A 25,614-nucleotide genomic window follows, 5' to 3' on the forward strand; every position below is an offset into this window, starting at 1 on the left:
GTTCGCGCCGCGACACTCGAAATCGGCGTCATTGGCCCGACATTCTCCCCGGATCGGCCCTTTGAAGCGAAACCGTCACAGTCCCGTCGCCGTGCCGTAACGCAGATCGGCGATGGCGCAGACCGGGGCTGCGTCCAAGCGGCCAAGGGGACTATCATGAACCGCCTTTCCAGCCTGCTTGCGGGCGTCGCCGCGTTTGCCATCATCGCTCCTGCCATCACCGCGCCGGTCGCAGCCCAGACGCTCGCCGACCCTGCGCCGGCCTCGACCGACGCTACAGCAGCGACGGACGATGGCGCCGGCGGCGACATCGTGGTGCTCGGCTTCGGCCAGAGCCGCCAGGTCCAGAGCGTCAACGCCAGCGACCTCGCCCGCCTGACGCCCGGATCGAGCCCGCTGAAGGCGATCGAGAAACTCCCGGGCGTCAACTTCCAGGCGGCCGACCCGTTCGGTGCGTATGAATGGGCAGTGCGCATCTCGCTGCGCGGCTTCAACCAGAACCAGCTCGGCTTCACGCTCGACGGCGTGCCGCTTGGCGACATGAGCTACGGCAACGTCAACGGCCTCCACATCAGCCGCGCGATCATCTCGGAAAACGTCGCACGGACCGACGTGGCGCAAGGCGCCGGCGCGCTCGGCACCGCGTCGACCAGCAATCTCGGCGGCACGATCGAATTCTTCAGCGACAAGCCCCGCGACACCGCCAACGTCACCGGCGGCGGCACCTACGGCTCGAACAACACCTATCGTGGCTTCGCCCGTATCGACAGTGGCGATCTCGGCGGTGGGCTGAAGGGCTATCTGAGCTACGGCTACCTTTCCACCGACAAGTGGAAGGGCGACGGCGTCCAGCGCCAGCATCAGGCGAACGGCAAGATCGTCAAGGACCTGGGCAGCCTCGGCAGCCTGTCCGCCTTCCTGAACTTCTCCGATCGCCGCGAGCAGGATTACCAGGATCTCAGCTACGACATCATCCGTCGCCGCGGCCTGCGCAACGACAACATCGCCGGCGATTATCCGCTCGCGCTGCAGATCGGCAAGACCTACCAGAACCAGGTGGCGTCGGCCGCCTATGCCACCGCCAACAACGGATCGCTGGTCGGCTTCGTCGCCCCATGGGCCGGCGTCGGGACGACCTTCCCGGCCGGCTTCGGGACGGTCGACGACGCCTATTTCGATGCCGGCGGCGTGCGGCGCGATTATCTCGGCGGCGTCACGTTCGACGCGCACCTGACACCCGAGCTGACTCTCGTCACGACCGGCTATTATCACGACAACAAGGGCCAGGGATCGTGGATCACGCCCTATTCGCCTACCCCGATCGGCGCGCTGAACCAGGATGGCAGCGCGATCACGGCACGCAGCCCGCTCGGCTTCCGCACGACCGAATATGCGATCCATCGCGGCGGCGCGCTCAGCACCCTGGCGTATGAAACCGGCAGCAACACACTCGAACTCGGCAGCTGGTACGAGACCAACACCTTCACCCAGGCGCGGCGCTTCTACGGGATGACCGACAGCGCGACGCCGAACCGCGACGTGCTCGATTTCCAGAAGAACTCCTACCTCACGCAGTGGGACGGCAAATACACCACCGACACCTACCAATATCATGTCGGCGACACGCTCCGCCTCGCCGATGGTCGCCTCGTCGTGAATGCCGGCTGGAAGGGCTTCTACGTCGACAATCGTGCGATCATGCTGCCCGCGACGACGTCGCCGCTCGCGGTCGGGCGGATCAGCGCGAAGGACTGGTTCCAGCCCCAGGCCGGCATCCTCTTCAAGCTGACGCCGGGCGCCGAACTGTTCGCCGACTATAAGGAGAACGTCCGCGCCTATGTCTCGTCGGCGACGACCGGGCCGTTCTCCACCACCCAGGCCGGCTTCAACGCGATCCGCGGCCAGCTCAAGCCCGAACGCTCGAAGACCGCCGAAGGCGGGTTGCGTTTCCGCCAGGGTCCGTTCCAGGCCTCGGCCGTCGGTTATTACATCGATTTCTCGAACCGCCTGCTGGGCTTCGCCAACGGAGCCGGCATCATCGGCAATCCTGCCACCCTGAACAACGTCGGCAGCGTCCACACCTACGGCGCCGAAGTCGCGGTCAACTACCGGGTCTTCACCCCGCTCTCGCTGTTCGCCAGCTATTCCTACAACAAGTCGAAATACGCCGATGACGTGCTCTCCGCCAACGGCGCCGTTCTCGTCGCCACTGATGGCAAGATGGCGGTCGACAGCCCCGAGCACATGATCAAGGGCGAAATCGTCCTCGAACAGTCCGGCTTCACCGCGCGCGTCGGCGCCGATTACATGAGCAAGCGCTACTTCACCTACCTCAATGATCAGTCGGTACCGGGCCGGGTCCTGGTCGATGCAAGCATCGGCTACCGGTTCGAGGGTGACGGCGCGTTGCACGGCGTGGCGATCGAAGGCAGCGTCACCAACCTGACCGACAAGAAGTACGTCTCGACGATCGGGTCGAACGGCTTCACCGCCAGCGGCGACAACCAGACCTTGTTGGCCGGCACCCCACGCCAGTTCTTCGTATCGCTGAAGAAGGGCTTCTGACGCTACGACCGATCCTCACTACCTCGCGGTGAATCGCCCATCCGCCCTTTCGCCGCTATGCTCGGGGTCGCCTTCGGGCCTGGGCATAGCGGAAGGGCGAGCGGGATGCGGACGATCGGAGTCGGGTTGATCGGCTATGGCCTGGGCGGCCGTGCCTTTCACGCGCCCTATGTCGGGGTGACGCCCGGCATGGCGTTGCGCACGGTCGTCTCGCGTGATCCGGCGAAGGTTCATGCCGACCTTCCCGAGATACGTGTCGTCCCCAGCGTCGACGCCCTGCTCGCGGAGCCGGGCATCGACCTGGTCATTGTCTCAAGCCCCGACGCCCTCCACGCCGAACATGCGATCGGTGCGCTGCAGGCGGGCAAGCACGTCCTGATCGACAAACCGTTCGCGACCTCGCTCGCCGATGCGCACCGGGTGATCGCGGCCAACACGTCCGGGCGTGTGCTCACGGCGTTCCACAATCGGCGATGGGACGCCGATTTCCTGACGCTTCGCCGTCTGGTCGCGGACGGGCAATTGGGCGAGATCGTCCAGTTCGAGAGCCATTTCGATCGTTGGCGGCCCGTGCCCGCCGATAGCTGGAAGGACGCACGCGACGGTGGGTCATGGCTCGATCTCGGACCGCATCTGGTCGATCAGGCGCTCGTGCTGTTCGGTCGTCCCGAGGGTGTCACCGCGGATATCGCGACGTTGCGGGCAGGCGCCGCCGCGCCCGATTATTTTCACGCCGTCCTCCGCTATCCAGGTCGACGCGTCATTCTCCATTCGAACAAGCTCGCCGCCGCGCACGATCTGCGCTTCGTGGTGCATGGCACGCGCGGCAGCTGGACAAAGCACGGCATCGATTCGCAGGAAGCGGCCACGGCGGCGGGCCGCATCCCTGGAGGCGACGATTGGGGGCTCGACCCGACCGACGGCGTTCGCACGCTCGACGGCGCCGCAGAGCCCGTAGCGAACAGTCGCGGTGACTATCGGCAGTTCTGGACCGCGCTGGCCGCCGCGATCAACGGCGAGGGCGCGAACCCGGTCCCGGCGGACGAGGCGATCCAGGTAATGGAAGTGCTCGATGCCGGCCTTCGCAGCGCGGCGGCGGGCCGGGAGATCCTCGTGTAGCGCGGCTGCGTCAGCGGTTGCGTTCCTTCACGGTTTCCATCGCGACGAACGTCGAGGTGCTCGCGACATGCGGCAGGCTGGAGATCTTCTCGCCAAGCACCGCGCGGTAGCGACGGATATCGGCGGTTCGAACCTTCAGCAGATAATCGAAGCTGCTGGCGATCATGTGGCATTCCTCGACCTCGGCGATGCGCTGGACCGCCGCGTTGAACGCCTTGAGCGCCTGTTCGCGCGTGTCGTCGAGCTTCACCTCGGCGAAGGCGACGTGATCCATGCCCATTTTCTCGGCATCGACGATCGCGCAGAACCCGCGGATCACTCCGCTCGCGATCAATTTTCGCAGGCGAACCTGGCACGGCGTCTTCGACAGCCCGACCGCACAGGCAAGATCGGTCACCGTCATCCGACCATCCACGAGCAGCGCGGCGACGATCCTCCGGTCGAACTCGTCCATTTCGACTGTCGAGGGACGTTTATCCATCTCTTTGGCCTTATATGTACCGTGAAATAGGGCAGATCGTTTGATTAAGCTTCCTATATAAGTCTGATCGGTTTTCGGAAGCCTTCTATGGATCGGTAATGACCAGCCAGCCGTTCGCCGCCTTCGCCCCTGCCCTTCGGACGCCGTCGGCGCTGCGTGCCGCGATCACCGCCGCCTATCGTCGCGACGAGGCCGAGGCGCTGGCGCCGCTGATCGCCGCCGCAATGCTCGATCCGCAGATGTCCGACGCGGTCCGCGCAACGGCCCGCGATCTGGTGACGCGGTTGCGCGCCGATCACCGTGGCACTGGTGTCGAGGGGCTGGTCCAGGAATATTCGCTGTCGAGCCAGGAAGGCGTCGCGCTGATGTGTCTCGCCGAGGCGCTGTTGCGGATACCCGACCATGCGACGCGCGACGCCCTGATCCGCGACAAGATCGCCGGCGGCGACTGGAGCGCGCATCTCGGCGGTGAGAAATCGCTGTTCGTGAACGCCGCGACCTGGGGCCTGGTCGTCACCGGCAAGCTGGTCGGCAGCGTCGACGATCGCGGGCTTGGCGCGGCGTTGTCGCGATTGGTCGCGCGGGTCGGCGAGCCGGTCATCCGCCGCGGCGTCGATCTGGCGATGCGGATGATGGGCGAGCAGTTCGTCACCGGCGAGACGATCAAGGAAGCGCTGAAGCGGGCGCGTGAAATGGAAAGCAAGGGCTTCGGCTACAGCTACGACATGCTCGGCGAAGCGGCGACCACGGCCGCCGACGCCGCGCGCTATTACGCCGATTACGAGACCGCGATCCACGCGATCGGCAAGGCGTCGGCCGGGCGCGGCGTCTATGCTGGCCCCGGCATCTCGATCAAGCTGTCCGCGCTGCACCCGCGTTACGTCCGCGGCCAGGCCGAGCGTGTGATGGCGGAACTCCTGCCCGCCGTGCAGCGCCTCGCCTTGCTGTCGAAGCGCTACGATATCGGTTTCAACATCGACGCGGAGGAAGCCGACCGGCTCGAACTGTCGCTCGACCTGCTCGAAAGCCTCGCGCTCGATCCCGAACTGACTGGTTGGAACGGGCTTGGTTTCGTCGTGCAGGGCTATGGCAAACGGTGCCCGTTCGTGATCGACTGGATCGTCGATCTCGCGCGGCGTGCGGATCGGCGGATCATGGTTCGCTTGGTCAAGGGCGCATATTGGGACGCAGAGATCAAGCGCGCGCAGGTCGAAGGGCTCGCAGACTTCCCGGTCTACACGCGCAAGCTGCATACCGACATCGCCTATGTCGCCTGCGCGCGGAAGCTGCTCGCCGCGCCCGACGCGGTGTTCCCGCAGTTCGCGACGCACAATGCGCAGACGCTGGCGACCATCTACCGTCTTGCCGGGCCCGATTTCGCGATCGGCAAATATGAGTTCCAGTGCCTGCACGGCATGGGTGAACCGCTGTACGAACAGGTCGTCGGCAAGGACAAGCTCGACCGGCCGTGCCGCATCTACGCGCCGGTCGGCACGCACGAGACCTTGCTCGCATATCTGGTGCGCCGCCTGCTCGAGAACGGGGCGAACTCGTCGTTCGTCAACCGAATCGCCGATCCCGCGGTGTCGGTGGACGAGATGATCGCCGATCCGGTCGAGATCGTGTCGGCGACGCCGCATCCCGGCGCCCGCCACGATCTGATCGCGCTACCGAGCGGCCTGTATCCCGATCGCCGCAATTCGGACGGCATCGATCTCAGCGACGAAACGGCGTTGGTCACGCTCGGTGAATCCTTGCAGCAGAGCGCGGCGATCGCCTGGACAGCTGCGCCCGCGGACGGCACGGCCGACCCCCGCCCGGTACTCAACCCCGCCGATCACCGCGACGTCGTGGGGCACGTCACGGAAGCGACGATAGACGAAGCGCGCGCGGCGATGACCCGCGCGAACGCCACCGGCTGGTCCGCCACCCCGGTCGCGGACCGCGCGGCGGCGCTCGAGCGTACGGCCGATGCGATGCAGGCGCGGATGCCGGTGCTGATCGGGCTGGCGGTGCGCGAGGCCGGCAAGTCGGTCGCCAACGCGATCGCAGAGGTGCGCGAGGCGATCGATTTCCTGCGCTATTATGCCGAGCAGGCGCGCGCGAATGCTGCGGCGCATCAGCAACCGCTGGGGCCGGTCGTTTGCATCAGCCCATGGAACTTCCCGCTCGCGATCTTCGCCGGGCAGGTCGCCGCTGCACTCGTCGCCGGCAATCCCGTGCTGGCCAAGCCGGCCGAAGAAACGCCGCTGATCGCTGCCGAAGCCGTGCGATTGTTCCACGAGGCGGGCATCCCGGCGGACGCGGTGCAGCTCGTGCCAGGTGACGGCGCGATCGGTGCGGCGCTGGTCGCTGCACCCGAAACCGCGGGCGTCATGTTTACCGGCTCGACCGACGTCGCGCGGCTGATCCAGCGTCAATTGGCGACGCGTGTCTCCGCGGCTGGCGCGCCGATCCCGCTGATCGCCGAGACCGGCGGCCAGAATGCGATGATCGTCGATTCCTCGGCGCTCGCCGAACAGGTCGTCGCCGACGTCCTCGCCTCGGCGTTCGACAGCGCGGGTCAACGCTGTTCGGCGCTGCGCGTCCTGTGTCTCCAAGAGGAGGTCGCGGATCGCACGCTGACGATGCTGAAGGGCGCGCTGAAGGAATTGCGGATCGGCCGGACAGACCGGCTGGCGGTGGATATCGGCCCGGTCATCACCGCCGAGGCGAAGGCGGGGATCGACGCGCATATTGAGCGGATGCGCAGCGCAGGGCACCGCGTCGACCAGCAGGCGCTGCCGGCGGAGTGTGCTCACGGGACGTTCGTGCCACCGACGATCGTCGAGATCGATTCGATCGCCGATCTCGACCGCGAGGTGTTCGGGCCCGTCCTGCACGTCGTCCGGTTTCGCCGTAACCGGCTCGACGCGCTGGTCGATGCGATCAACGCCACCGGCTACGGCCTGACCTTCGGACTGCACACCCGGCTCGACGCCACCATCGCGCAGATCACCGCGCGGGTTGAGGTGGGAAATATCTACATCAACCGCAACGTGATCGGCGCGATCGTCGGCGTGCAGCCGTTCGGCGGGCGTGGCCTTTCCGGCACTGGTCCGAAGGCGGGTGGGCCTTTGTATCTGAAGCGCCTCGGTACCGGTACGGCGGCATCCGGCCTGCACGGCGATCAACCAAACCCACGACTAGCGGCCTTCGTGCAATGGCTCGACGAAACCGGCCAACCGGACGCCGCGGCGACCGCGCTGCGCTATGCCGACGGCGCCACACCTGACACCGAATGCGAGTTGCCCGGCCCCGCCGGTGAGCGCAACATCTACGCACTGCATCCCCGCGGTCGTGTGCTGATGAAGCCTGCCACCGGTGCAGGCTTGCTCGAGCAAATGGCCGTCGTGCTGGCGACCGGCAACACCGGATGGGTCGACGGCATGGCGCTCCCCAAAGACCTGCCGTCGAATATCGCCGCGGCCTTCGGGGATCAGCCCGGTGTGCCGTTCGCGGTCGCGCTGGTCGAGGGCGACGCGGCGGCGGTGACGGCGACGACCGAGGCCATGGCGGCGCTGCCCGGGCCGATCGTATCGGTCCATGTCGCCAAGCCGGGCGCGCCGTGTGCCTATGCCGCGGACGGATTGCTCGAAGAGGTTTCCACCTCGATTAACACCGCGGCGGCGGGCGGCAACGCCAGCCTGATGATGATCAGCTGACCCCCGCCCGCCTGCTCGCTGGCGCGTGCCGCGCCTCGATCGGTTTCCGTCAGCCGATGAGCAGGCGTGCGCCGAGCGCGGCAAACAAGGCGGGTGGCATCACCACCGCGCCGACCTTGAGGAACCGCCAGAAGCCGACGTCTTCACCCTCGCGCCGGATCGCGGTGAGCCACAGGATGGTGGCGAGCGATCCGGTGATCGACAGGTTCGGCCCGACGTCGACGCCGATCAGCAACCCGTCGGTGACGATCTGGGGGACATGCGCCTGATGCAAGGTCGTGCTGGCGATCAGCCCGGCCGGTAGATTGTTCATCAGGTTGGATCCGAACGCCAGGATCGTTCCCGCCGCGCCGGCCGCGATCGTCGGTGAGCGTGCTGCGCTCGCCGCCAGCCACCGTGCGAGCATGGCGATCACTCCGGTACTCGCCAGTGCCTCGACCAGGACGAAGAGCCCGGCGACTAGCGGCAGCACCGCCCAGGATACACAGCGCAGCGTGGCCAGCGGCGACGTGCGGCGGCCGATACAGATCGCGACCATTGTCGCAACGCCGGCAAGGCAGGTCGGTAGGCCCAGGTCATACCCCTTGGCCGACGCGGCGATCAGCAGAACGGCGGTCGCGACGATCCCGCCGAACGCGATCCGGCCGCCCTGCGACAGCGCACCGGTTTCCACCATCGTCTCGCAGCGACCGGTCAATCGCTCGCGTTCGACCCAGCGCAACACGACGAATGTCACGCCGATCGACAACAGCGATGGCAGAGCGAACGAGGCCATCCACGCGGCGAGCGACGGCATCTTGCCACCGTACAGCACGAGGTTGGCGGGATTGGAAATCGGCAACACGAAGCTCGCAGCATTGGCGATCAGCGCGCAGGCGAACAGCATCGGCAAGGGATCCGCCTTCGCCTTCTTGGCCGCGGCATAGACGGCCGGCGTCAACACCACCGCGGTCGCGTCGTTCGACAGGAAGATGGTGACGACGATGCCGACGCCGAACACCAGCGCGAAAAGGCGGCTGATCGATCCATCTGCCAACCGCACCGCATGCTCGGCGACCCAGTCGAACAGTCCCTCGGCGCGCGCGACTTCGGACAGAAGCATCATGCCGATCAGGAAGAGATAGACGTCCCCGCCTTTGAGCACCGCGCTCCACGCCGCATCGAGCGGTATCAGTCCGAACACCAGCAACAGCACTGCGCCCGCCACGGCCCACACCGCCTCGGGCAGTTTGAACGGGCGGGTGATCACGCCGAAGGTGGCCACGAGGCAGATCGCCCAGATCGCCCACGTCGCGGGCTCGGTCAGGGTGTCGGGTGGGGTCACCAGTCGAGTCCGTTCTTGTTGGGGCCGCGTTGCGCGCCGTCGATACCGCGTTCGGACCAGGCGCCAACCGCATTCACGTCGCGGCCCAGCGCCACCGGCGGATTGCGCTTCGGGCGTGGTCCCGCATCGCGCACCAGGACGTCGATCCCGTCCTCGCCGGCGCCGCTCCGCACCGTCAGCCGGTGAAGGCCATCGGCGATGCCGTGTACCGTTGCCGTCCACATGCCAGGTACACCGGCGACCCGCGTCATCGCGATGTCCGCAAAATCGTCGATCTGCAGACGCGCACAGGGTGCCGTACCGAAGATTTTCGCGCGAACGTCGAACGCGGCGCCTGGGACATTGTCGGGTCGCACGGGATCGGTGATCAGGCGACGGTCGACCGGGCTCGTGATCTGGACCAGCGGCCACGGATCGTCGATCGCCTGGAAACGCCAGCTGGGCACCCCGTGGTCGAGCGTGACGATCGAGAAGCCATGCGCCGTTCCGGCCGTTCCCTCCTCGATCTGCCCGATCGAACGGGTCGCGCCGTAGACGACCCGACCGTCGTTGAGCAGTTCGTTGTAATGCGTATGCCCGGTATCGACGAATGCGACCCGATGCGCGGCGAACAGCCCGGCGATGCCGTCGGGATCGTCGCGCAGATCGCCCGGATAGGCATGCATGAACACTGCGACCGGCTCGCCGGCAACTGCGGCAGTGCTCAGTTCACGTTCAATCCAAGTCCGCTGGTCAGGGGCAATCCGGAAATCGGGGCCGCCCTTCCCCGCCGACACGATATCGAGGAACAGGCACCGGTAACCGGCGATCGTCTCGGCATATGGCGCCATCCGCGTCGTGATCGCGCGCATCGCAGTCAGGTCGCCCGGCTCGAAATCATGATCGCCCGCCAGCACATGCCACGGCAACTCAAGCCCCGTCATCGCATCGGCGATCCCGGCATATTGCTCGCCGGTACCGTGATTGGCGTTGTCGCCAGGCAACACCGCGAAGTCGACCATGCCCCCCAATTGCGCCCGCGCCAGCGCGACCAGCGCCCGAAACCGCGTCAGACCTTCATACCCATCGGCATCGTCGACGTGCAGGTCGCCGAAATGAATCCAGGTAAGGCATCCTGCCATTATAATAGCTTCCAAGTGTCGCCGACGTCATTCGTGGGCTTGGCCCCATAGCGACGGTGAATGTGCATCGTTCCGTGACAATTTGTTCATCACGCAAGACTTAACCGGTTCGTTCAGTTTCGGTTTAACTTCTGAGATCATTCGATATTACCAAGGCAAGGAAAATTTTTCAGCCACCGAAACTTTACGAAACGCAGGTGCTTTATCGGTTCGATGGCCGACGGATCTTCGATCGGTGCCGGAACCGACGACACCGAACGACAAGGACAGAACATGGCCACCACGATGGACACGGCGCCGACGCACGACGCTGACGGCAGTTCGGGCGGCAAATCCGCCCCGACCAAGACGCTCGACGCGCTCAACTTCTTTCTCGCCGACGTCCGCGATGGCCTGGGGCCCTATCTGGCGATCTATCTGATCGCGGTGCGTGGTCCGGCGCATGGCTGGAACGAGGCGACCGTCGGCGCCATCCTGACGATCGCCGGGATCGTCGGCCTGATCTCGCAAACCCCCGCCGGCAGCCTGATCGACCGCGGCAAGAACAAGCCCCGGATCGTCATGATCGCCGCGTTGCTGGTGACGCTCAGCAGTATCTCGTTGCCGATCGTCAGTGGCTTCACCGCCGTCGCGATTACACAGTCGATAGCGGCCGTCGCGGGCGCGGTGTTCGCGCCGGCGATTTCAGCGATCACGCTCGGGCTGGTCGGTCCCAAGCTATTTGCCAAGCGCGTCGGTCGCAACGAGGCGTTCAATCACGCTGGCAACGCGGTTTCGGCCGCGCTCGCCGGCGTATTGGCGTGGAAGTTCGGCCCGGTCGTGGTCTTCTGGTTGATGGGCGGCCTGACCGTAGCCAGCATCGTCACGGCATCGCGGATCAACAACGACGACATCGACAACGCGGTCGCGCGCGGGCTCGACTGCGAACCCGAGGAAGACTGCGAAGAACCGAGCGGGTGGAAGACGCTGATCGAGAACAAGCCGCTGATGATCTTCGCGGTCACGGCCTTCCTGTTCCATCTCGCCAACGCCGCGATGCTGACCTCCGTCAGCCAGTTGCTCGCGCGTACCGTCGGCAAGGATCAAGCGACGTCACTGACTGCAGCGTGTATCGTCGCGGCGCAGCTGGTGATGGTGCCGGTGGCGATCGTCGTCGGTCGCAATACCGAGAAATGGGGCACCAAGCCGCTGTTCCTGGTGGCCTTCGCGTTCCTCGCCGCGCGTGGTGCGCTCTACACCGTATCGGATAATCCGTGGTGGTTGGTCGGCGTGCAGGCGCTCGATGGTATCGGCGCGGGCATCTTCGGCGCGCTGTTTCCGGTGGTGATCGCCGACCTGACCAAGGGCACCGGACGCTTCAACGTCAGCCAGGGGGCGGTGGCCAGTGCGCAGGGTCTTGGCGCCGCACTGTCTGCGACATTGGCCGGCGCGATCATCGTCTGGGCAGGCTATACGGCCAGCTTCCTAACGCTCGCGATCATCGCCGGACTGGGCTTGGCGCTGTATTTCGTCGCGATGCCGGAAACCAAGCAGCGCGAAGGCTGACGCGGCGGACCGAGAAATCCAGCGACCCGACAATTGCCACGCAACGACCTGATCGGCGCGCTGCGGGGGGTTACATCCTCTGTCGATTGCACCGACCTTGCGGCTCTGGCATCCCTTTGCGACCAACGGAGACACCCCCATGACGACGGCGTATGACACCAAGCTCGGCCTCTATATCGCTGGCGAATGGCTTTCCGGCGATGGGCGCGACACGCGCGACGTGCTCAATCCGGCGACGGGTGCCGGCCATGCCGCCCTGCCGCTCGCCACTGTCGCCGATCTCGACCGCGCCTTGGAGGCTACCCAACGCGGCTTCGTGGCATGGCGCGCGACGCCACCAGAAAAGCGGGCCGCGATCCTGATCCGCACGGCGCAGTTGCTGCGCGAACGCGGCGATCATATCGCGCGCATCGCCACGCTCGAACAGGGCAAGATCCAGGCCGAGGCGAAAGGTGAAGTCGCGTTCGCCGCGGCATTGCTCGATTTCCACGCGGCCGAGGCACAGCGCATCTACGGTCGCGTCCTGCCGCGCCCGTCGGGCACCCGCAGCCTGGTCCTGCACCAGCCAGTCGGGCCGGTCGCGGCATTCTGCGCGTGGAACTTCCCGATCATGAACGTTGTGCGGAAAATCGCGCCGGCGGTCGCCGCAGGCTGCTCGATCATCATCAAGCCGTCGGAGGAAACCGCGGGCAGCGCCGTCGAAGTGATGCGCTGCTTTCAGGATGCCGGACTGCCCGGCGACGTCGCGCAGTGCGTTTTCGGCGTGCCCGACATGGTCTCTCGCCATCTGCTCGCCTCGCCGATCACGCGCAAGTTGAGCTTTACCGGCTCGGTACCGGTCGGCAAGGCGCTGATGAAGCTGGCGGCGGATACGATGATGCGCACGACGATGGAGCTTGGCGGACACGGCCCGGTGCTGGTGTTCGACGATTGCGATCTCGAGAAGACCCTCGATACGCTGGTTGCGCATAAGTTTCGCAATGCCGGCCAGGTCTGCGTGGCGCCGACCCGCTTCCATGTCCAGGACGGCATCTACGACCGGTTCGCGGCCGGGTTCGCCGAGCGGACGCGCGCGCTCAAGATCGGCGACGGGATGGATGCTTCAAGCCAGATGGGGCCGATGGCCAACGCCCGCCGCCCCGACGCGATTGCCGAGCTCGTCGGCGATGCAACCAGCCACGGCGCCAAGCTGCTCGCAGGCGGCGACTATGGCGGCCAGGGCGGGTTCTTCTTCCAGCCGACCGTCCTGTCCGACGTGCCGCTGTCGGCGCGCGCGATGAACGAGGAGCCGTTCGGCCCGGTCGCGTTGCTCGGACGCTTCGCCACCGACGACGATGCGATCGCCGAAGCCAACCGCCTGCCGTTCGGGCTGGCGGCGTATTGCTTCACCGAAAACGGCCGTCGCCAAAACGTGCTCGGCGACGCGATCGAAGCCGGAATGATCGCGATCAACAATGTTCGGCTCAGTTATCCGGACAGCCCGTTCGGTGGCGTTAAGGACAGCGGTCACGGTTCGGAGGACGGCCCCGAAGGCGTCGCCGCGCATCTGATCACGAAGGCCGTGCATATCAGCTGAGCCACCGGCGGCTGCGACGAACTCGGCGCAGCCGCCGCCTGAGCAATGATACATACCGGGCACAGTAGGCGCCGGGGGAATGGCGTGTGCGAAAATCGCCATCCCAAAGCTCGTCGATCATTGGGGCCGGCACGGTCTTGCCACCGTAACGTCTGCCACGTAACACTGTGCGATGACCATCGCTTCCAATCTCGTCACCGAACTCGATCGCCTCTACCGTGCCTCCGTCGAGCGCCTGCAGCAGGCGATGAGCGCCTATATCGCCGACGGCACCGTCCCCGATCCAAGCGCCCGTACCGACGGATCGTTCGCCTATCCTGAGATCCGGCTGAACTATAAGGGCGGTGTCGATCGCCCCACGCCGCTGCGCTCGTTCGGCCGCATGGTCACGCCCGGCGAATACCGGATCAGCGTCACCAAGCCTGCGATCTTCGCCGAATACCTGATCGAACAGCTGACGTTGCTGATCGAGGATTACGACGTCACCGTCGAAGCGGTAGAGGGGCGTCAGGAAATTCCGTTCCCCTACGTGATCGAGCCCGGCCATGCGCTCAGCCTCGACGAGGTCTCGGCCACCGAATTGTCGCGCCACTTCCCCGCAACCGAACTCGCGCATATCGGCGACGAGATCGCCGACGGCCTCTGGGTCGCCAACGACGAGACTCGCCCGCTCGCACTGTTCGACGGCCTGCGCACCGATTTCAGCCTTGCCCGCCTGCGCCACTACATGGGCACGCCCGCCGAGCACGCGCAGCGCTTCGTGCTGTTCACCAACTATCACCGCTATGTCGATGAGTTCGTCCGGTGGGCCGGCACGCAATTGGGGGAAGGCAGTCGCTTCACCAGCCTGTCGGGTGCGGGCGGGATCACGATCTCGTCGGGCGACGACATCGACAAGATCATCTCCGACAGCGCCTGGCGCCGTCACCAGATGCCCGCTTATCATCTCATGGCGGACGACCGCACCGGCATCACGCTCGTCAACATCGGCGTGGGGCCCTCGAACGCCAAGACAATCTGCGACCATCTCGCGGTGCTGCGGCCCGAGGCTTGGCTGATGATCGGCCACTGCGGCGGTCTGCGCCCCAGTCAGCGGATTGGCGACTATGTCCTGGCTCACGCGTATCTGCGCGACGACCATGTCTTAGACGACGTCCTGCCGCCCGAGATTCCCGTCCCCGCGATCGCCGAAGTCCAGGTCGCGATGGCCAAGGCCGCCGAGATCGTCTCGGGCCAGTCGGGCGAGGAACTCAAGCGCCGGCTCCGCACGGGCACGATCGTAACCACCGACGACCGCAACTGGGAACTCCGTTACTCGAAGTCCGCACTCCGCTTCTCGCTGTCGCGCGCCGTTGGCATCGACATGGAGTCCGCGACGATCGCAGCCCAGGGCTATCGCTTCCGCGTGCCGTACGGCACTTTACTCTGCGTCTCCGATAAACCGCTTCATGGCGAGTTGAAGCTCCCGGGGCAGGCCAACCGTTTCTATGAACGCGCGATCAGCGAGCATCTGCGGATCGGGATCGAGACCTGCGAACAACTCCGCCTGGAAGGCTCGAAGCTCCACAGCCGAAAGCTGCGCGCGTTCGACGAGCCGCCCTTCCGGTAAAAACCGGAGCGGATCGCGCGAGAATGCGTTACGCTTCCGCAATCATTGCTGAGGGAAGATAGAAGTGGCCGACACCGACACGCCCGATACGGAAGCGAAGAAGCCCGTCACCCGCCGCCGCGCGCCGCGCAAGGCGAGCGCACCAAAGGCCGCGCCGGCTGCCACGTCGTCGGCCAAGCCGGTCGCGTCCAAGCCCGTGCCGGTTGCGGACCAGCCTGTGACTGCGGCGTCGTCGAAGCCAGTGGGCAAGCCGACGCCAAAGCCGCGCTCGACCAAGCGCAGCACGCCCCGCCCGGTGCCTGCACGCAATACGGCCACGCCGGTCGCGGTCGCCAAGCCTCCGGAGAAAACCCGTGGCAAATGGGGGGCTGCGGCGATCTTCAGCGGCGTGGCTGTGGCGGGGGCAGCGGTTGGCGCGCTTCTGACTTTACGCGGCAGCACGCCGAAAGCTCAGACAGCGCCTAAACCGAAGGGTACGCACGCGCATCAAGCGGACGGAACGGACTCTTCGGGGTCGTTCGACGCCGGCATCGCCGACCCGGGGACGGTGCCGGAGTAAACCACAATAGTACCACCACCCCGGCGAAGGCCGGGGCCCAATTGGGGGACGCTGCTGACGGAGCGGTTCGCTTCGTTACTCAGGACGTTCCAACTGGGCCCCGGCCTTCGCCGGGGTGGTATTGTTTTGCGCGATCCGAGCACTCTTCTCGTTCCCCCGCCGAGGCGGGGGCCCAGCTATAGCCACGGAAGCGTTCGTAACCCTGGGCCTCCGCCTCCGCGGGGGAACTAGGTTTGGCGAGATCGAGATTTACCCCCTCACCACCCCGTCGGCTTCCCCTTGTTCTGGACGTCCAGCCAAGCCTTCAACGGCGCAAAATACTGCACAAGCGCCGCGCCCGACATCTCGCGGCTCCCGGTGAACACCTGCAACGCATCCGGCCAAGGCTTCGACTGCCCCATGCTCAGCATCGCGTTCAGCTTCGTGCCCACCGCCTTGTTGTCGTAGAACGAGCAGCGGTGCAGCGGCCCCTTCCAGCCGGACTGGTCGCACGCCGCCTTGTAGAACTGGAACTGGAGCACGCGCGCCAGGAAGTAGCGCGTGTACGGCACCGCCGCCGGGATGTGGTATTTCGCGCCCGCATCGAACCTGGTCTCGTCGCGTGCGACCGGCGGCTTGATCCCCTGGTACTGCAACCGCAACGCGTCCCACGCCGCCTGATACCCGGTCGCCGGGATCTGCCCCGAGAACACCCCCCAGCGCCATTTGTCGATCAGCAACCCGAACGGCAGGAACGCTACCTTGTCCATCGCCTGGCGCAGCAGCAACCCGATGTCCTTGTCCGCGCTCGGCACCTTCGCCTGATCGAGCAGCCCGATCTTCACCAGGTAATCCGGCGTGATCGATATCGCGACGGTATCGCCGATCGCCTCGTGGAAGCCGTCGTTCGCGCCGTTCGCGTACAGAAACGGCTGCGCCTTGTACGCGCGCTGATAGTAATTGTGTCCGAGCTCGTGGTGGATCGTGACGAAATCGTCGGCGTTCACCTTCGTGCACATCTTGATCCGGATATCGTCCTTGGCGTCGATGTCCCATGCCGACGCGTGACAGATCACGTCGCGGTCGGCAGGCTTGGTGATCTGCGACCGCTTCCAGAACGTCTCCGGCAACGGTGCGAACCCGAGCGACGAATAGAAGCCCTCGCCCTGCTTCACCATTTTGAGCGGATCATAGCCCTTGGCCTTGAGCAGATCGCCGGTGTCGAACCCCAGATCGCCCGCGCCCTTGGGTGCGACGATGTCGTAGATATTGCCCCATTCCTGCGCCCACATGTTGCCGAGCAGGTCGCTCCGGATCGGCCCGGTCTTAGCCTGCACCGCGTCGCCGTATTTCTCGTTCAGCTTCCACCGCGCGTAGGTGTGGAGCGCCATGTAAAGCGGCTCGACCTGCTTCCAGATCTTGTCGGTCAGCGCGGCAAACTGTTCGGGCGTCATGTCGTAACCCGAGCGCCACAGCGCACCGACGTCCTTGTAGCCCAGCTCGCGCGCGCCTTCGTTGGAAATCGCGGTCATCTTCGCATAGTCGCCGCGCATCGGCGCACCGACCTTGTCGTTCCAGCTCGTCCACATCTCAGTCAGCTTGGCGGGATCGCGCGTCGAGCCCATCGCCGCTTCGATGTCGGAGCCGTTGATCGGCTTGCCGTCGAGCGTCCCCATGCCCTTGCCGTAGGAGGACGACATCTTGGTGGTCAGCGTCGACAGTTCCTCGGAAGCCCCTGCCCGCGTCGGCGCCGGCAGCGTCAGCCCGCCACGCAGCAGATCGAGCTTGCGCTTGGTATCGAACGACAGCCCCGGCAGCGACGCATAGCGCGCCGCACCGAGCGCGTATTTCACCCCGAGATCGGTCATCTCCGCGCCCGACTTCGCCGCCAGCGCATCGGTATCGTCGGTGATGTACGTCGCGTTGACCCACGCCACGCGGTTCGCGTCGAGCGAGGCAGCGGCCATCGCCTTTTCGGCCTCGGCAACGAATGCGTCCGCCTGCGCTACGGTGGGCTTGCCGGTGATGGCGGGTGCTGCGGTCTGAGCCTGCGCTACGGACGGCACGGCGATCGCGCACGCAAGCGCGATCAAAGAGACGGTACGGATCATGATCTTCCCCTGGATTATGCCTCCAGAGTGATGATCCGACGCCGCCCGGTCAACTATCTCTGGCCGACCTTGCGATCCTCCCCCGCCAGGGGGAGGTGGTGCCGAAGACGGCGGAGGGGGAGGAACGCGCGACGGAGGTGGTCTCTTACCTCCCCCTCCGTCTGGCAAGAGCCAGCCACCTCCCCCTTGCGGGGGAGGATCGTGGTTAGGGCGTCAGCCTGCCAGAAAGTCCGCGATCGCCTGGCCGAGTTCGGGCTTCACCACTGCGCTCATATGACCGCCGGGCGTCTCGACATACTCTCCATGCGGCAACGCCGCAGCCAGATCCGGCGCCGAACCGTTATCCTGGTCCTCACCCCCGCACACGACCAACGTCGGCTGCTGGATACCCTTCACACTCTCCAGCGGCGTGTCGACGAACGTCTCGAGAATGCCGAGCAACGCAACCGGATCGCCGCCCGTCGTCTTCAGGAACGCCTCTGCCAGCCACTCGGGCGTACCCTGCACATGCTGGCCCAGCTTCGTCAGGATGTTCCGAAAATGCCCGGCGCGACGCGACGTATGCGTGAGACCTTCCAGCCCCATCCCCGAAAAGATCACGCGCCGCGGCGTCGCCCCCGTCGCCACCATCCGCGACGTCGTGCGTGCGCCCAGCGAATAGCCGCCGAGGTCATACTCCGTCAGACCGAGATGCTTGATCAGCGCGTGCCCGTCCTGCGTCAGCGCATCCGCCGGATACGCCTCAAGCCCATGCGGTTTGCCGCTGTCGCCATGCGCGCGCAGGTCCGGCATGATCACGCGGAAGCCCTTGGCGGCGATCTTCGCGGCGTGGCCGTAGCGGATCCAGTTGGTGTTCGCGTCCGAGAAATACCCATGGATCAGCACGACCGGGCGCCCCTCTCCCACTTCGCGCCACGCCAGCCGCGTGCCGTCGAAGCTCTCGAAATAGTGCGGGGCGATCGGGGTGCTGGCCAAGGTGTCGTCCTGTCTTGAAGCGCGTTGCCGCCAAGTCGGTCCCGCCGCCTACGGTGTCAACCCAGGGCGGCATCCCGCACACAGCAAAACGGGCGCTCCGAAGAGCGCCCGTTCCGGTCACGTCGGCAGTCCGATCAGAACTGATAGCCGACCCCGCCCGATGCACCCGCGCGACCCTGCGAGTCGTACGTGCCGCTGAGTTTCACCACGGTATGCCCGTCGTTGAACGCCTTCGACATGCCGATCGCGACCGCCGACTGACCGGCATAGGTGCCGCCGCCCATCGCGATCATCCCCTTGCCCGCCTCATAGGCCTGCGGCAGTCCGGCCGCGGCCAGCGCGTTCGAGGTACCGGCAAAGCTGTCGCGCCGCACGTTGCGCAGGTCGAAGTTGAGCGCCGCGATCCGTCCGTCAGTATAGGCATTGGCCTGGGTCACCGCGGAGTTGATGCCGGAGTTCAGCTGCCCGACATTGACCGCGTCGGTCGTGGACGTACCCGCCGCGACGTTGCTCAGCACGGTGGCCGCGCCGCCTGCGTTGAACGTCACGTTGGTGCGCGTCGGGCCGTATTGGACCGAGTTGCCGCCAAGCGCGAGCGCAGTGTCCGCCGTACCCTGCGCGGTCGCTACCGCCTGGTTGGTCGTGTAGAGCTGCCCGCCATTCACCGCCTCGGTCGAGCCCGCCGCCAGCGTCCCCGCTGCGACGTTCGCGATCGTCACCGGCGCCGCCGCATTGCCGCCTGCGAGCGTCACGGTGTTGGTCCGCGCACCGTTGGCGTCGGTGTTGTACGACACCGCGTTGACCGTGGTCAGTGCCAACGCATAGACCTGCCCGCCATTGACCGCGTCGGTCGATCCCGCCGCGATCGCGCCACCGGCGACGTTGTGCAGGCCAACCGGTCCAGCCGCGGCCCCGACCAGCGTCAGGTCGTTAGTCCTGATACCGCCGTTCGGCGTGGTGGCACTACCCGGGTTGGAATATTGCACCGGCCCGGTACCGCCATTGGCAACCTGGTTGCCCAGGTTGGTGATCGCCGTGGTGTTGTTCGCGACCTGGACGTTGGTCGCGTTCAGCTGCGATCCGTTGACCGCATCGGTCGAGCCGGCTGCGACGTTCCCCGCGGCGACGTTCGTGATCGTGGTCCCACCGGCACCGCCCAGGGTGATCGTATTCCTGGTGCTGTTGTCGTACTGGACAGTGGTGGAGCCGAGCGCCGCGACCTGCGCCGCGACGCCGGCGACCTGACCGACATTGGCCGCATCGGTCGCCGCGGTGCCGGCTGCGACGTTGGTGATCTGCCGCTCGGCACCGACCGCGCCGACCGAGACTTCACCGACCGAGTTCTGCAATCCGCCAAGCCCCAGCGCGGCATAGCCGAGCGTGCCGCCGCGTACCGCCAGCGCGCCGGTGCCGAGAGCGACACTGTTGTTCGCAGTGGCGGTCGCCTCCGGACCGATCGCGATGCTGTCGGTACCGGTAACGCTGCCGTCTGCGCGGGTCGAGAGGACGCGGAAGTAGCGGATCCCCGCGCCACCGTTGATCGAGCTGTTCACCGCGTCGAACACCGACTGGACGCTGCCATATTGCACGCCACCGAACCCGATTGAGGCGAGCAGGCTGTTGGTCGCCGCGTCATAGTTGCTCAGTCCACCGAAGCCGGCCGCGACGCTGTTACCGAAGCTGACCAGCTGGCCGCCGTTGACCGCCTCGGTCGAACCTGCCGCAAGCGTTCCCGCGGCGACGTTGCCGAGCACTACCGGTGCTGCGCCGGCACCGCCGAACGTCACGCGGGAGCGGCTGAGGTCGTCATACTGCACCGCTAGCGCCGACAGATTGCCGACCTGACCGGACACGCTTGCCAACTGGCCGCCATTGACCGCGTCGGTGGAGCCGACCCCGACCACGCCGTTGCCGACATTGTGCAGCGCCACCGCGCCCGCCGCGCCGCCGACCAGCGTCACGTCGTTCGACGGCACGCCGCCGTTCGGCGTGGTCGGTGCGCCTGCGCTCGAATATTGCAGCGCACCGATCGCACCGTTGGTGATGCTCGTCGTCAGGTTGGTGACGTTGGTGTTGGTCGCGAACAGCTGGCTGCCGTTGACCGCCTCGGTCGAGCTTGCGCCGAGCGTTCCCGCCGCCACGTTGCCAAGCACCACCGGCGCCGCGCCGCTGCCGACCCCGCCCAGCGTGACGCGCGTCCGGCTAAGATCGTCATACTGCACCGCCAGCGCGGACAGTCCGCTGACCTGGCCGCTGACATTGGCGAGCTGGCCACCGTTGACCGCATCGGTCGACCCGGTCGCAACCACACCGTCGGCGACATTGTGCAGCCCGACCGGGCCTGCCGCCACCCCGACCAGCGCGACGTCGTTGCTCGGGACACCACCGTTCGGCACGGTCGGGGTTGCCGCGTTCGAATACTGCACCGCGCCGATGCCGCCGTTGCTGATATTGGTCGTGAGGTTGGTCAGCGCCGTGTTCGTGTTGGTGACGTTGGTATTGGTCGCAAACAGCTGGCTGCCGTTGACCGCCTCCGTCGATGTCGCGCCGAGTGTGCCCGCGGCGACGTTGCCCAGCACGACCGGTGCGGCGCCGACCCCGCCGAACGTCACGCGCGAGCGGCTCAGATCGTCATATTGCACCGCCAATCCGTTCAGCGTGCCGACCTGGCCCGAGACCAAGGCGAGCTGGCCGCCGTTGACCGCGTCGGTCGATCCGGTAGCGACGGTGCCGTCGGCGACGTTGTGCAAGGCAACCGCACCGGCCGCGCCGCCGACCAGCGTCGCGTCGTTCGAGGGCACGCCCCCGTTCGGCGTCGTCGGCGTTCCCGCGTTGGAATATTGCAGCGCGCCGATCGCACCGTTGGCGATGTTGGTCGTGAGATTGGTGACGTTGGTATTGGTCGCGAACAGCTGGCTGCCGTTGACCGCCTCGGTCGAGGTCGCACCGAGGACCCCCGCCGCGACGTTACCGAGTACGACCGGTGCCGCACCGACACCGCCGAGCGTCACACGAGCGCGGGTCGCATCGTCATACTGGACCGCCAGCGTGTTGAGCGTGCCCACCTGATCGACAACTGTCGACAGCTGCCCGCCGTTGACCGCGTCGGTCGATCCCGTCGCGACGACACCGGCGGCGACGTTGTGCAGCCCGACCGGCCCGGCGGCGACGCCCACGAGCGCAACGTCGTTGCTCGGCACGCCGCCGTTGGGCACGGTCGGCGTGGCGGCGTTCGAATATTGCACCGCACCGATGCCGCCATTGCTGATGTTGGTGGTGAGGTTGGTCAACGTGGTGTTCGTATTGGTGACGTTGGTATTGGTCGCGAACAACTGGCTGCCGTTGACCGCATCCGTCGAGGTCGCGCCGAGCGTGCCGGCGGCGACGTTGGCGAGCGCGACAGGCGCTGCGCCGGCTCCGACGCCGCCCAGCGTCGCCCGCGTCCGCGTCGCGTCGTCATACTGGACGGCGAGCCCGGCCAGCGTACCGACCTGATCGGAAACGGTCGACAACTGGCCGCCATTCACCGCGTCGGTCGACCCGGCAGCGACGACGCCATTGGCGACATTGTGCAGCCCGACCGGCCCCGCCGCCGCGCCAACCAGCGCGGCGTCGTTGGACGGAACGCCGCCATTCGGGACGGTCGGCGTCGCCGCGTTTGAATATTGCAGAGCACCGATCGCGCCGTTGCTGATGTTGGTCGTCAGGTTCGAGACGTTGGTGTTGGTCGCGAACAACTGGCTGCCGTTGACTGCCTCGGTCGAGGTCGCGGCCAGCGTACCCGGCGCGACGTTGGCGAGCGTCGTTCCGGCCGCCCCCGTCAGCGTCACGCGGTCATGCGCCGCACCGTCATACTGCACGGTATTCGCGGCGGCGGTGCCGATCTGTGCCTGGACGCCGGCAAGCTGGCCGACATTGACCGCGTCGGTTGCTGCGACGCCGGCGGCCACGTTGGTGATCTGACGCTCGTTGCCGACCGTGCCGACCGATACCTCGCCCGCCGAGTTCTGGAGCGCGGCAAGCCCGATCGCGGCGTATCCCGCCTGCGGGCCGCGCGCAGCAAGGCTGCCGGCGCCCAGCGCGACGCCGTTCGCGCCGGTGGCATTTGCGCCCCTGCCCAGCGCAACCGCGCCGGTCGCGTTCGCGCCGACGGTCGCATCAGTGCCGAGCGCAATCGAGCCGAGCGCGGTCGCACTGGTCAGCGCCCGGTTACCGAATGCAATCGAGTTCGCCTCCCCTGAAAACGCCTCGGCGCCGGTCGCGCCTAGCCCGGTGATACGGTTGCCGCCGATCGCGATGCCGGCTGGCGTCCGCAGCGAGAAGCTATCCGCCTGCGTATCGCAGCGATCCGCCGGCCCGACGATCTGCCCGTTGGAGTTCAGGACCTGCAAGGTGATGTTGTTGCCTGCCGCCGCGTTCGCGAGCAGCCCGGAAGCATTGATGGTCAGCGAAGGCACGCCGAGCAGCGGCAGCAGCGTGTTGATGCCCCCGGTGATCGGGTTGACCGTATTCTGGAGCGGCGTGACGATGCCGGTGATGACCGGAGTCAGGATATCGGTGACGACCGAACGCGGCAGGCTGACCCCCGAGCATGCGCCGACGATATTGGGTGCCGGCGTCGTCTGCGCAGTGGCCGATTGCGTGGCGAACAACGAGGTCGCGGCGAGCCCGATCAGCGATACACCATCGCGCAACCGGCGCAACGTACGCGCTCCCGTCATCGATTTGGGCGAAGCAGTCCGGTTGACGACCTGACCTGAGCCTGCCGGCGTCACGGTACCCTCGGCATGCGGGCGAACAAACGCGTTAGACATCGAGCAATCCTCCACTGGCGGCTGCAAACGCAGCGCGGACTTTCCGGGGCGTCGACCATCTTGTTGGTCGACTATCGGAACGGAGGAATGTTCAGCCCGCTAGTACTAACAGCAGGTTACCGTAATAAATAAGCAACGCAGAGGAACAGATAGGATAGTGACGTGTTATTGCCGGAACTTTTAAACCAGAAAGACAACTAAATGAAGTCGTTTTTGTTTTAATGCTGACCACCCAGAGGAAAAGCTAGAATTTTGCTATGCCTCTATAGTAAAGTGATCGAACCGTTTCGGATTTCACCATCTTAGACTACGATTATCGGTGCAAAACGGTTTGATCAAGGAAAAATGCCGATGCTGGTCTTCAGCGCGCGAATCACGAAACACCGCGCCTTCCCTAACGGAGAGACGCGGTGTTTCATGCAGCGTTCGGATGATGAGGAAACCGCTCTCCGCGGCGGTTTACGCCTTTTGCAGGTGGCGGCGCCCGAGCAACTCGGCGATCTGCACCGCATTCAGTGCCGCCCCCTTGCGGAGGTTGTCGCTGACGCACCACAGGTTGAGGCCGTTCTCGACGGTCGGATCCTCGCGAACGCGGCTGATGTACGTCGCGAAGTCGCCGACGCACTCGATCGGCGTGATGTAGCCGCCGTCCTCGCGCTTATCGACCAGCATGATGCCGGGCGCCTCGCGGAGGATGTTCTGCGCTTCCTCGGCCGAGATCTCGTTCTCGAACTCGATGTTGATCGCTTCCGAATGGCCGACGAACACCGGCACGCGCACGCACGTCGCGGTGACCTTGATCTTCTTGTCGAGGATCTTCTTGGTCTCGACGACCATCTTCCACTCTTCCTTGGTCGATCCGTCGTCGAGGAAGCTGTCGATGTGCGGGATCACGTTGAAGGCGATCTGCTTGGTGAACAGCTTGGGCTCGGCCGGATCGCCGACGAAGATGTTGCGGCTCTGCTCGAACAGCTCGTCCATGCCCGCCTTGCCCGCGCCGGAGACCGACTGGTAGGTCGACACGACGACGCGCAGGATCTTCGCGGCGTCGTGCAGCGGCTTCAGTGCGACGACCATCTGCGCGGTCGAGCAGTTCGGGTTGGCGATGATGTTGCGGACCTTGTAGCCGTCGATCGCCTCGGGGTTCACCTCGGGCACGATCAGCGGCACGTCGGGGTCCATGCGGTAGAGCGACGAATTGTCGATCACGACGCAGCCCGCGGCGGCGGCGATCGGCGCATAGACCGCGGTGCCCTCGGAGCCGATCGCGAACAGCGCCATGTCCCAGCCGTTCCAGTCGAAATGCTCGATGTTCGTGCATTTGATCTGCTTGCCGGTGTCGCCATAGTCGACCATCAACCCCTGGCTGCGCGACGACGCGACGCAGGCGATCTCGTCGGCCGGAAACTCGCGCTCCGCCAGGATATTGAGCATCTCGCGCCCGACATTGCCGGTCGCGCCCGCGACCACCACCCGATAACCCATGTTGTCACTCCGATTGGACTTGGCCGCGCAGTACCGACGTTGCGCGGCGAGGTCCAACGGCTTTCGACTTGTTGCGCGGATAGGAGAGTTTGGGAGGGCGGGTGGCGATAGCCGACATTGGGCAGTTGCCGCCTTTCCCGAAAAGGATGGTGAAGCGGAAAAACTTCCGCAGGCGTATTAACGGGCCCGCGGCTGCATAAGCTCTATCGTGATATGATCGGGGCCTGAAACGTATGCCACCAACGTACCCTTCCGTGGACCACCCGCGATCGGCAGTGGGCTACCCTTGGCCTTCCATCCTGCTGCCTCGACGCGGGCAATAGCGGCATGAATATCCTTTACGGTCAGCGCCAGGTGGGCCGCCCCGATCGATCCCGCGCTGGAAGGCACCGCCCCGTTCTGGTGCCCTCTTGAATATTGCAACAGTTCGACAACGTAGCCGTCTGATGCCCTGACGATCGCCGTTTTCACACTCGGATCATCGACACCTGTCACCTGATGCAGGAAGTCGCCCCCCATCTCCGATTGCCGCTCAAGTGTGAAACCGAGCGCTCCCGTCCAAAACCGAACGGCTTCGTCCAAAGACGATACAGCGAAACCCGTGTGGTCCACGGCAATTACGTTTGCGGCGTCGTTCATTGCTGCAC

15 protein-coding genes are annotated in these 25,614 nt (G+C 65.8%); 7 read left to right on the forward strand and 8 right to left on the reverse strand.

The features are described from left to right. Positions 1-156: 156 nt before the first annotated feature. Positions 157-2,565, forward strand: coding sequence for a TonB-dependent receptor (locus tag O6Y00_RS12160; protein ID WP_353442879.1), 2,409 nt, complete (start codon positions 157-159; stop codon positions 2,563-2,565). Positions 2,566-2,670: 105 nt separating this feature from the next. After that, positions 2,671-3,684, forward strand: a complete 1,014-nt coding sequence (locus tag O6Y00_RS12165) for an oxidoreductase (protein ID WP_353442880.1) — start codon at positions 2,671-2,673, stop codon at positions 3,682-3,684. 10 nt (positions 3,685-3,694) lie between these two features. On the opposite strand, the gene O6Y00_RS12170 is transcribed toward O6Y00_RS12165, so the two are convergent. Continuing rightward, positions 3,695-4,165, reverse strand: a complete 471-nt coding sequence (locus O6Y00_RS12170; RefSeq protein WP_353442881.1) for an Lrp/AsnC family transcriptional regulator — start codon at positions 4,163-4,165, stop codon at positions 3,695-3,697. A gap of 98 nt (positions 4,166-4,263) precedes the next feature. On the opposite strand from O6Y00_RS12170, the gene putA reads away from it, so the two are divergent. Further along, positions 4,264-7,869, forward strand: a complete 3,606-nt coding sequence (putA, locus tag O6Y00_RS12175) for a trifunctional transcriptional regulator/proline dehydrogenase/L-glutamate gamma-semialdehyde dehydrogenase (protein WP_353442882.1) — start codon at positions 4,264-4,266, stop codon at positions 7,867-7,869. 49 nt (positions 7,870-7,918) lie between these two features. Here the strand turns inward: putA and O6Y00_RS12180 are convergent, their stop codons facing one another. Continuing rightward, positions 7,919-9,193, reverse strand: coding sequence for an arsenic transporter (locus O6Y00_RS12180; protein ID WP_353442883.1), 1,275 nt, complete (start codon positions 9,191-9,193; stop codon positions 7,919-7,921). Continuing rightward, complete coding sequence (locus O6Y00_RS12185; RefSeq protein WP_353442884.1) at positions 9,190-10,314, reverse strand: metallophosphoesterase family protein; 1,125 nt, start codon at positions 10,312-10,314, stop codon at positions 9,190-9,192. The genes O6Y00_RS12180 and O6Y00_RS12185 overlap by 4 nt, the downstream gene beginning before the upstream one ends. Positions 10,315-10,587: 273 nt before the next feature. On the opposite strand from O6Y00_RS12185, the gene O6Y00_RS12190 reads away from it, so the two are divergent. The 4 genes from O6Y00_RS12190 to O6Y00_RS12205 all read left to right on the forward strand — a co-directional run bounded on the left by O6Y00_RS12190 (position 10,588) and on the right by O6Y00_RS12205 (position 15,603). Beyond that, positions 10,588-11,859, forward strand: a complete 1,272-nt coding sequence (locus tag O6Y00_RS12190) for an MFS transporter (RefSeq protein ID WP_353442885.1) — start codon at positions 10,588-10,590, stop codon at positions 11,857-11,859. A 139-nt stretch (positions 11,860-11,998) separates the two neighbouring features. Beyond that, positions 11,999-13,435, forward strand: coding sequence for an NAD-dependent succinate-semialdehyde dehydrogenase (locus O6Y00_RS12195; RefSeq protein WP_353442886.1), 1,437 nt, complete (start codon positions 11,999-12,001; stop codon positions 13,433-13,435). A 172-nt stretch (positions 13,436-13,607) separates the two neighbouring features. Continuing rightward, positions 13,608-15,044, forward strand: a complete 1,437-nt coding sequence (locus O6Y00_RS12200; protein WP_353442887.1) for an AMP nucleosidase — start codon at positions 13,608-13,610, stop codon at positions 15,042-15,044. Between the two features lie 64 nt (positions 15,045-15,108). Further along, positions 15,109-15,603, forward strand: coding sequence for a hypothetical protein (locus O6Y00_RS12205; RefSeq protein WP_353442888.1), 495 nt, complete (start codon positions 15,109-15,111; stop codon positions 15,601-15,603). 257 nt (positions 15,604-15,860) lie between these two features. Here the strand turns inward: O6Y00_RS12205 and O6Y00_RS12210 are convergent, their stop codons facing one another. The 5 genes from O6Y00_RS12210 to O6Y00_RS12230 form a co-directional block, all read right to left on the reverse strand. Continuing rightward, positions 15,861-17,693 carry a M2 family metallopeptidase gene (locus O6Y00_RS12210; protein WP_353442889.1) on the reverse strand — a complete coding sequence of 611 codons (1,833 nt, stop codon included), beginning with the start codon at positions 17,691-17,693 and terminating at the stop codon, positions 15,861-15,863. Between the two features lie 213 nt (positions 17,694-17,906). Next, positions 17,907-18,668, reverse strand: a complete 762-nt coding sequence (locus O6Y00_RS12215) for an alpha/beta fold hydrolase (protein WP_353442890.1) — start codon at positions 18,666-18,668, stop codon at positions 17,907-17,909. Positions 18,669-18,802: 134 nt separating this feature from the next. After that, a complete protein-coding gene (locus O6Y00_RS12220) occupies positions 18,803-23,482 on the reverse strand; it encodes a YadA-like family protein (RefSeq protein WP_353442891.1) in 4,680 nt (1,559 codons plus the stop codon). Positions 23,483-23,941: 459 nt separating this feature from the next. Continuing rightward, positions 23,942-24,967: an aspartate-semialdehyde dehydrogenase gene (locus O6Y00_RS12225; RefSeq protein WP_121885163.1), complete on the reverse strand. Its 1,026-nt coding sequence runs from the start codon at positions 24,965-24,967 to the stop codon at positions 23,942-23,944. A 177-nt stretch (positions 24,968-25,144) separates the two neighbouring features. Next, entirely contained in the window at positions 25,145-25,606 is a 462-nt protein-coding gene (locus tag O6Y00_RS12230; RefSeq protein WP_353442892.1) for a VOC family protein, read from the reverse strand. Positions 25,607-25,614 lie beyond the last annotated feature (8 nt).

The organism is Sphingomonas faeni (genome assembly GCF_040407565.1).
GTDB classification, from domain to species: domain Bacteria; phylum Pseudomonadota; class Alphaproteobacteria; order Sphingomonadales; family Sphingomonadaceae; genus Sphingomonas; species Sphingomonas faeni_F.

Bases quoted from the DNA above. Each gene is read 5' to 3' on its own strand.
- O6Y00_RS12160 (WP_353442879.1), top strand. From the start codon at position 157: ATGAACCGCCTTTCCAGCCTGCTTGCGGGCGTCGCCGCGTTTGCCATC.
- O6Y00_RS12165 (WP_353442880.1), top strand. From the start codon at position 2,671: ATGCGGACGATCGGAGTCGGGTTGATCGGCTATGGCCTGGGCGGCCGT.
- O6Y00_RS12170 (WP_353442881.1), bottom strand. From the start codon at position 4,165: ATGGATAAACGTCCCTCGACAGTCGAAATGGACGAGTTCGACCGGAGG.
- putA (WP_353442882.1), top strand. From the start codon at position 4,264: ATGACCAGCCAGCCGTTCGCCGCCTTCGCCCCTGCCCTTCGGACGCCG.
- O6Y00_RS12185 (WP_353442884.1), bottom strand. From the start codon at position 10,314: ATGGCAGGATGCCTTACCTGGATTCATTTCGGCGACCTGCACGTCGAC.
- O6Y00_RS12190 (WP_353442885.1), top strand. From the start codon at position 10,588: ATGGCCACCACGATGGACACGGCGCCGACGCACGACGCTGACGGCAGT.
- O6Y00_RS12195 (WP_353442886.1), top strand. From the start codon at position 11,999: ATGACGACGGCGTATGACACCAAGCTCGGCCTCTATATCGCTGGCGAA.
- O6Y00_RS12200 (WP_353442887.1), top strand. From the start codon at position 13,608: ATGACCATCGCTTCCAATCTCGTCACCGAACTCGATCGCCTCTACCGT.
- O6Y00_RS12210 (WP_353442889.1), bottom strand. From the start codon at position 17,693: ATGATCCGTACCGTCTCTTTGATCGCGCTTGCGTGCGCGATCGCCGTG.
- O6Y00_RS12220 (WP_353442891.1), bottom strand. From the start codon at position 23,482: ATGTCTAACGCGTTTGTTCGCCCGCATGCCGAGGGTACCGTGACGCCG.
- O6Y00_RS12225 (WP_121885163.1), bottom strand. From the start codon at position 24,967: ATGGGTTATCGGGTGGTGGTCGCGGGCGCGACCGGCAATGTCGGGCGC.
- O6Y00_RS12230 (WP_353442892.1), bottom strand. From the start codon at position 25,606: ATGAACGACGCCGCAAACGTAATTGCCGTGGACCACACGGGTTTCGCT.